The sequence below is a fragment of the Burkholderiales bacterium genome (genome assembly GCA_013695435.1).
GTDB lineage: Bacteria > Pseudomonadota > Gammaproteobacteria > Burkholderiales > JACMKV01 > JACMKV01.
Map to the genome: position 1 here is coordinate 1 of JACDAM010000301.1, position 6,833 is coordinate 6,833.

Here is a 6,833-nt window from a genome sequence, read left to right on the forward strand (position 1 = left end):
CCGCCAAACGCAAAACCGGCGGCGCCAATCCGCCAAAACCCCTTCCGGACGTTCTCTTAATCCAAAAATCCAATCGCGAACCAATCCTTGCATTGAATGCATCGATAATTTCAACGGACTGCTAATCAACAAACCCTCAACGAATAAAATATTAGAGAACCTTAACAAACTTTTAGACAGAGGTTCACCAGGTTAACCTCCCAAGGGGGAAACAATGGGTGCCTGAACCACTCGACCGGACCCGCTGACGGCGCGTCGATTTTCCATTAGCATCAAGTGCTCGCATAGGCACCCGTCGTGCTTCGCCACATCCGGCCTGATTCACCCCACTGCCGCCAAAATGCGCACCTTCGGACGCCGGGCTTCGTACATACTGCAGCACCCGGGCGCCTTCGCCGTGCAGACCCTGAAAGGCTTCCGCGCCAATCAGGGGCTTCTGTTGGCCGGCGCGGTGGCGTACTACACGCTCTTGTCGATCGTGCCGCTGCTGATCCTCATCATCATCGCACTCTCCCACGTGATCGATCAGGCGGAGTTGCTGGACACCTTGAGCCGCTATCTGGAATGGCTGGTTCCCGGACAATCCAAACCGATGCTGGTCGAGCTGGCGAACTTTCTAGATCATCGCGAAGTCATGGGCTGGGTGCTGCTGGCGACGATGATATTTTTCAGTTCGCTCGCATTTACCGTGCTGGAGAATGCGATGTCGGTAATATTCCTGCATCGCGTCGCCATTCGCAGGCGCCGCTTTCTCGTCTCCGCGTTGCTGCCCTATTGCTACATCCTGTTTCTCAGCATCGGCTTGCTGCTAGTTACCCTGGTCGCGGGCATCCTGCAGGCCATCGGCCAGGAAAGCGTCGATTTTCTTGGACGTAGCTGGTCGCTCCGCGGCGTGTCCGGCGCGCTCCTCTATCTTCTCGGCCTGGGCGGTGAGATTTTCGTTCTCACCTCGATCTATCTGATAATGCCGGTCGGACGATTGTCGCTGCGGCATGCACTAATCGGCGGCGTAACCGCGGCGCTGCTATGGGAACTCACTCGCCACGCGCTCGTCTGGTACTTCGCCACGCTGTCGCAGGTCAGCGTAGTCTACGGTTCGCTGACCACCGCGATTGCCGTGATGCTGAGCCTGGAAATCGCGGCGACGGTGCTCTTGTTCGGCGCCCAGGTCATCTCCGAATACGAGCGCGTCGGCATAGGCAAGCAGGATGCGCCGCCGAAGCCGCTACGCACGGATTGAGCTGCGGTAACTAATCCAATGCAGGTTATGGCAATGGTTATGCTGAGGCCAAGACTCATGCTCGCTCCACGACATCGGACCGTTCTCGCAACCCCTCATAAAGTTGTGCAGGCGCCAACAGAATGTCCCGCAGGCCGCTGCGCACCCTTTCCGACTGCAAAGCCTGCTTTCTCATCGTGTTGTGCGCTGCCAATGCGTCCATGATTGCGTTCATCAGCTCGTAGGATAGGTCGGGTGAGTTGGCGAATTGTTCCTTGGCGTCGTTGGCTGCCTGCTGTACCAGGATCACCGATTCCAGCAGCTTGCCTTTGATGACGTTGTTCCATACACCAGCCGATCATTTTCCGTCAGCTCGCCTTCGAACAGATCATTGACCTTGGTGATGATTAAAACGTCTGCACCGCTGCAATGCCCGCCAGCCGCTTGTCCACATACATGCCGCACAGCAAAGGCTGATCGAAGCCGGTCTGGAATTTGTTTGCCACGAGCAGGATTTGATACTCGTCGGTCTTGCACGCCTCACGCATGTCGCGCTCCCGCAGGTTGGAGTTCATGGACTGCATTGCCAGCCACTAACATGCCGAGCAGCGAAAACTCAGGCGCTGTTCGGAAAAGGCTCGACCAGGCTCGGTTCATCGTTCCGGACAGTGCCGACCATCGGATTGACCAGGTGCGCTTGCATCTTGTCTGCCGGGTAGGGCTGCAGTAGCGCTTTTAGCTCGTCGACGTTCTGATTTCCGCCGTCAAGCCACTCGTCATATCGCTCGCCCGGCAAGATCACCGCCATGCGATCGTGAATCTCGCCGACTAGCTTATTCGCAGAAGTCGTGATGATAGTGTACGTCTCGGTTGATTTTCGCCGTTGTTCGGCCACCACTGCTCTTTTGTACAGAGACTACGTCCTTGTATCACGAACGGGCTATGCGTCATCAATAGCTAACACAACAGGGCTAATAAATGACACATCTCGTGCGGTATGCGAACCAGAGCCGATCAATCGCGCACCTGTGTGACATCCCAGAAAGGGAGTGAGGGGATGCGTAACAAACGCTTCAATCCTTCGGCCGAAGGCGGTCGCCATTGAAGTTTGATAATTGCAATCTCCGCTGTAGCATGCTGCGGACGCAACGTTAAAATTGACACTTGCCCGGTTCAAGCTTATTATCGCTGCACTGCAACAAATATGCAGCAAATAATCAAAAGGATCCTCCGTATGAGTAACAAGGACGCGAATGAAGCCAGCAACAAAGCAATCAAAGCCGGACAAAATGCTGCGAATGAAACCAGCAAAGCAATCGAGGCCGTAAACGCCGCGAATGAGGCCGGCAACAAGGTAGCCGAAGCTGGTATAGAAAACGCAAAAGAAGCCAGCCGCAAGTTGGAGCAAATGAGCAAGCAGGCGGACAAACAGCGCTAGTTCGATCCGACTAAAAAAAGCGATCAAGCGCCGCCGCGAGGCGGCGTTTTCTTGTCTACCCGGACATTGCATATCGATTTGCCCTCTCGTGCAAACTCTCTGGGATCCTTGATTCTCGTCCACCAGGACGCGGGCCCTCTCCTTTTCGCGCTCGACGTATTTTCTTCATTTGAGGCTGGGCTCAACACTTCCCCGTGCCCAGATGATCTATGGCATGAAAAGGCCGAAGCCCGCAAAGCCGGGGGCCGATTCACTCTCACCGGAGCAAGGGCCGCGGAACGATGCCGCGGGCTCGGAAAGCAGGGCGTCCATCCGGCCCACGAACGCCAGCTAGAAGCGGTCAAGCGCCAGCACGAGGGCGCAAACACGTTCGAGACCGTTGCGCTGGAATGGTTAGAGCAGAATGCGCCGCACTGGACCGCCCGCATCACTTGCTGCCCCCCACTTCGCCAGGATCTCGTTGAAGCGCTGATCGGCGGTGTCGCGCCCGGACGTGGAAACTCCGGCGTCGGCCCGGCGTCCTGGGCGACCTCATCAACTGAGCACGTCCGCGATCAGCTTGGTGATCTTCGCAGAGTCTATGCTGCCATTCGCCTCGTCGCGCGTAATGATCAGTGTGCCGTACTTGCCGCTCCCTTCCGCCCGCGGCAGAATACCGTGGGTCCTATACCAGTCGAGTTTCGCTTCCCACCTGGGACGGTAGCTGGGGTACATGCAGCATCCCGCAATGCTCCCAGTAGAACGTTGACCGGATTCCATGTCCTCAACCGTGAAGTCGGGATACTTCGTGACGCCATCGATGGTGAGCGGCTGTTCGTAACCGTACTCGACGCCCCTGTTTTGCAAGATGGTCGGCGATAATTACTTCAGACTTGGAGCGAACCATTTCGCCGCGCGCGGTGCGGTGGATTAGGTACTCCTCGAAGAACTGACCATTGATCACGACGGGTGACCGCGCGATGAATAGGTTGGTCAAGCGGCGCGCGGTCTCGGAGCGGTCGTCCGGGGAATACTTGCGTATTCGGTGCGCGGCCCCTGGTGCAGAATGACGATGCGGTCCTTCTGGCGCGTGAGTGCGGTATCGAGGAGCTCGCAGGCGGCAAGGATTCGGCTACACAAGGATGACAGTGCCAAACTCGCTGCCCTGGGACTTGTGTACAGTCAGTGCGTAGGCGAGCTCAAGGACCGCATTGCCCTCTTCGCCAAAATCGCGGCTGGTGAGGCGTACTTGAAGCCGGGTTGCGAGGAAAACTCGACCTCGAGTTTCCAGCGGAAGTCCGGCTGCCCCTTCTTCCAGAAGTAGCCGACGGCCATTCCGATTTCACCATGGCCCTGTAAGCGTCTTCCTTCGCGGGATATACACCTTGCGATGCTTGTTCCACCCCGGACTGGGGTCGGTGTTGACGAGGTTGATGACCTTGTCGCAGTACACGATCTCCTCAAACCCCATGGGTTTGGGGTATTTGCCCAGCCCAACAGCCTCAAACTGGTGCGCCGCCCCAAGTGCGATGCGCGTCGACGGGAACAGCGGATCGTCATTGCCCCAAAGTTTTTCTTCTCGGAGATATGCGACCCACTCCGCCACGACCCGGGAAATCTCGCCCCGACCGGAAAGAAGAAAGTAGTGAAGGTCTTGCTGTACCGCACCTCGCGTGCATCTTGTATACGCTATTCGCGATCAAATCAACGTGCTTCAACTTCATCGAAGCAATGGCGCTGTCACTCGCGCCTGTAAGGAGCGTAAACGCGACGAGGGCGCGGTTACGGCGCTCGATCTCCGTACCGGCCGGCATCGACGCGATGGCATGCTACCTGTTCCAAGGTGGGCGCGGACTTTCCCGGCGAGCCGTCGCGACGGGCGCATCCTTGTCAGAAAGGTTTAAAAAGTCAGCGTCGGAATACTGAAGGCGCGACTTATAGTCCGCGAAGACCGTCAAGCGCGGCCTGAAGTTCGCCTTGGCTTCGAAAACAAAGCGCGCCGATCTCGTCCAGCACCGCTCGGTAGCCGACAGCGGCGCGCCCTCCCACCAGTAGCGTCGTTTCTTCCGTTAGCAGCCGGCGCAGCGTTCGGAGCTCGTGAGCAAGGCGAGCATCATCGGGTGGATAGACGATGCTCAGCCCAACCGCCCTTGCGTCCGTCTTCGCGGCAGCGGCGGCGATTTCAGCAGCAGGGGTGTTGGGACCGAGGTTGACGATGTCCCACCCTTGCAAGGCGGCGATAATGGCTACCATCAAGGCGCCCAGTTCGTGGTTCTGCCCGGCAGGAGTAGTCACGACCAGGATCGGTCCTGCAGGACTCATGTTGCTGGCGACGAGCAGTTCCCCGAGAAAAGACCGAACCACAGCAACCGTCATATGCTCCTCGCAAATCCTTACCGATCCGCTTTTCCACTGTTCCCCAACCTCATGCAACAGTGCGCTTATGATTCCATCGAGAAGAACCGGAACGCTCAGTGCGACACGCGCATCGGCCAAAGCGCGCTGCAGGGCTTGGGGTTTCATGTCGTTTATAGCCTTACGACAAGCCGCAAGACGTTCAGTAATGTTCCCTGAGCGGAACGAAGCAGAGCCTGATGGCTGCGTTGAGGCCACTTCATTCCAGGTGACGAGCTCATGTAACTCCCGTTCGGAAAGGTGGATGACGTCGCTGATGCGTCGCCCGGCTGCAGTTACCTGCCGGAGCAGCGTCAGCCGCTCGATCTCGGCATCGGAGTAAAACCTTCGCCCGCTGGGGGAGCGCTGGGGAGACACGGCGCGGTAGCGGCGTTCCCAAATCCGGACGATATCCGGACTAAGACCCGTTAGGCGCGCGACGACCTGGATCGGGTGGCGCGGCTCCTGCGATGCTTTGTCCATGTTTTGTTTATACTTGTCCATTTCCATAAGATTATAGCCAGATGTATTACCTAGGACAATGAGCTTGACATTGAGTCACAGTCGTTGTATTGTCCTAGACAGAAACAGACAGCAGTAATGTTTCCACCGTCTGTCTTCGTAACCATTGGTTCTAACCTCATCCGACTTAAATAGATAAAGGAGCAAGTACCATGTACCCCTCGAAAAAACGTCTCTCCTGGCTTAGCGCCGCAGCATTGGGCATGACAATCATAACGACCCAAGTTTCTGCAGCGGATGTTCAGCCGCAGATTTCAGCACGACAGGACATCGTCGAAACCGCGGTAGCAGCGGGCAGCTTCAACACACTGGTAACCGCGCTAAAGGCCGCCGGTCTAATACAAACCTTGAAAGGAATAGGGCCGTATACGGTCTTCGCACCCACCGATGAAGCGTTTGCGAAGATTCCCAAAGATGAGCTCAACGCTCTTCTACAGGATAAGCAAGCGTTGACTAAGGTGTTGACCTACCATGTCGTTCCCGGAAAGGTAACTGCCATGGACATCAAGAAGCTCGACACCGCGAAGACCGCGGAGGGCCAATCGCTTTCGATCGATACGAGTTCCGGCCTCAAAGTGGGCGGCGCGAATGTGGTCAAAGGAGACATTATGACGACCAACGGGGTTATCCACGTCATCGACACCGTGCTCGTTCCGAACTGAACACCACAATCTGTTTCCTTTTACCAATACTTAATACAGAAGGAATTAAACATGGCAACGCATAGCATAAATACGACAGATCGCATCGCCCTGATTCTCGTCATCGTAGGGGCAATCAACTGGGGCCTAGTCGGCTTCGCTCAATTCGACTTGGTGGCAGCGTTGTTCGGCGGACAGGCCGCTATCGTCAGCCGCATCGTCTATGCCCTGGTCGGACTTGCCGGGCTTTATTGCATCAGGCTCTTACTCAAACCCTCGGCATCGTCCAGCGTCACGCCTTCAAAAGCGTTCTAAGCTTCGTGGTGCCCCAGGAGCCCTGTAGGCTTTTGGGGTATCTTGAGATCACCGAGTTGTGCCGCATCACCGCTTCAGTAAGGAGAAATCGTATGTTACAAAATCGTGAAGGTCAGCATGTGCCACAGGTTACCTTCCGTGTACCAGAAGACGATCAATGGAGAAACGTAACCACTGACGCGTTGTTTGCAGGCAAGACTGGAGTTCCCCCGGTTTCGCGGACGGGTTAGCGCTTGGGTTTCAAGCGGGTTCTGGGGTTGCAATGGGGTGCTCCGGGACCACTGATTTGCGGTCGGCATGACTGCGTTCGAAGTTGAGTGGGGAA

Annotated in this window: 10 protein-coding genes and 1 pseudogene; 4 read left to right on the plus strand and 7 right to left on the minus strand. The window is 56.5% G+C overall.

What is annotated here, in order from left to right:
- Positions 1-340 precede the first annotated feature (340 nt).
- A complete protein-coding gene (locus H0V78_14810; GenBank protein MBA2353002.1) occupies positions 341-1,240 on the plus strand; it encodes a YihY/virulence factor BrkB family protein in 900 nt (299 codons plus the stop codon).
- 55 nt (positions 1,241-1,295) lie between these two features.
- On the opposite strand, the pseudogene H0V78_14815 reads toward H0V78_14810, so the two are convergent.
- The 3 genes and pseudogenes from H0V78_14815 to H0V78_14825 form a co-directional block, all read right to left on the minus strand.
- Positions 1,296-1,627: pseudogene (locus H0V78_14815) on the minus strand (type I restriction endonuclease subunit R).
- Positions 1,627-1,794: a hypothetical protein gene (locus H0V78_14820; protein ID MBA2353003.1), complete on the minus strand. Its 168-nt coding sequence runs from the start codon at positions 1,792-1,794 to the stop codon at positions 1,627-1,629. Before H0V78_14820 ends, H0V78_14815 begins: the two are co-directional and overlap by 1 nt.
- A gap of 41 nt (positions 1,795-1,835) precedes the next feature.
- Positions 1,836-2,114, minus strand: coding sequence for an SOS response-associated peptidase family protein (locus H0V78_14825; protein ID MBA2353004.1), 279 nt, complete (start codon positions 2,112-2,114; stop codon positions 1,836-1,838).
- A 309-nt stretch (positions 2,115-2,423) separates the two neighbouring features.
- Here H0V78_14825 and H0V78_14830 point away from each other — a divergent pair, with 309 nt between their 5' ends.
- Entirely contained in the window at positions 2,424-2,657 is a 234-nt protein-coding gene (locus H0V78_14830; protein ID MBA2353005.1) for a hypothetical protein, read from the plus strand.
- A 534-nt stretch (positions 2,658-3,191) separates the two neighbouring features.
- Here the strand turns inward: H0V78_14830 and H0V78_14835 are convergent.
- The 4 genes from H0V78_14835 to H0V78_14850 form a co-directional block, all read right to left on the minus strand.
- On the minus strand, positions 3,192-3,371 hold the full coding sequence (locus tag H0V78_14835; GenBank protein ID MBA2353006.1) for a hypothetical protein: 180 nt from the start codon (positions 3,369-3,371) through the stop codon (positions 3,192-3,194).
- Between the two features lie 397 nt (positions 3,372-3,768).
- Positions 3,769-3,954 (minus strand): ATP-binding domain-containing protein, encoded by a 186-nt coding sequence (locus H0V78_14840; GenBank protein MBA2353007.1) that lies wholly within the window; start codon positions 3,952-3,954, stop codon positions 3,769-3,771.
- Between the two features lie 24 nt (positions 3,955-3,978).
- On the minus strand, positions 3,979-4,242 hold the full coding sequence (locus tag H0V78_14845) for a hypothetical protein (GenBank protein ID MBA2353008.1): 264 nt from the start codon (positions 4,240-4,242) through the stop codon (positions 3,979-3,981).
- Positions 4,243-4,571: 329 nt separating this feature from the next.
- Entirely contained in the window at positions 4,572-5,540 is a 969-nt protein-coding gene (locus H0V78_14850) for a cobalamin B12-binding domain-containing protein (GenBank protein MBA2353009.1), read from the minus strand.
- 215 nt (positions 5,541-5,755) lie between these two features.
- Here H0V78_14850 and H0V78_14855 point away from each other — a divergent pair, with 215 nt between their 5' ends.
- Both H0V78_14855 and H0V78_14860 read left to right on the plus strand, forming a co-directional pair.
- Positions 5,756-6,214 carry a fasciclin domain-containing protein gene (locus H0V78_14855; protein ID MBA2353010.1) on the plus strand — a complete coding sequence of 153 codons (459 nt, stop codon included), beginning with the start codon at positions 5,756-5,758 and terminating at the stop codon, positions 6,212-6,214.
- Positions 6,215-6,265: 51 nt separating this feature from the next.
- A complete protein-coding gene (locus H0V78_14860; protein ID MBA2353011.1) occupies positions 6,266-6,508 on the plus strand; it encodes a DUF378 domain-containing protein in 243 nt (80 codons plus the stop codon).
- Positions 6,509-6,833 lie beyond the last annotated feature (325 nt).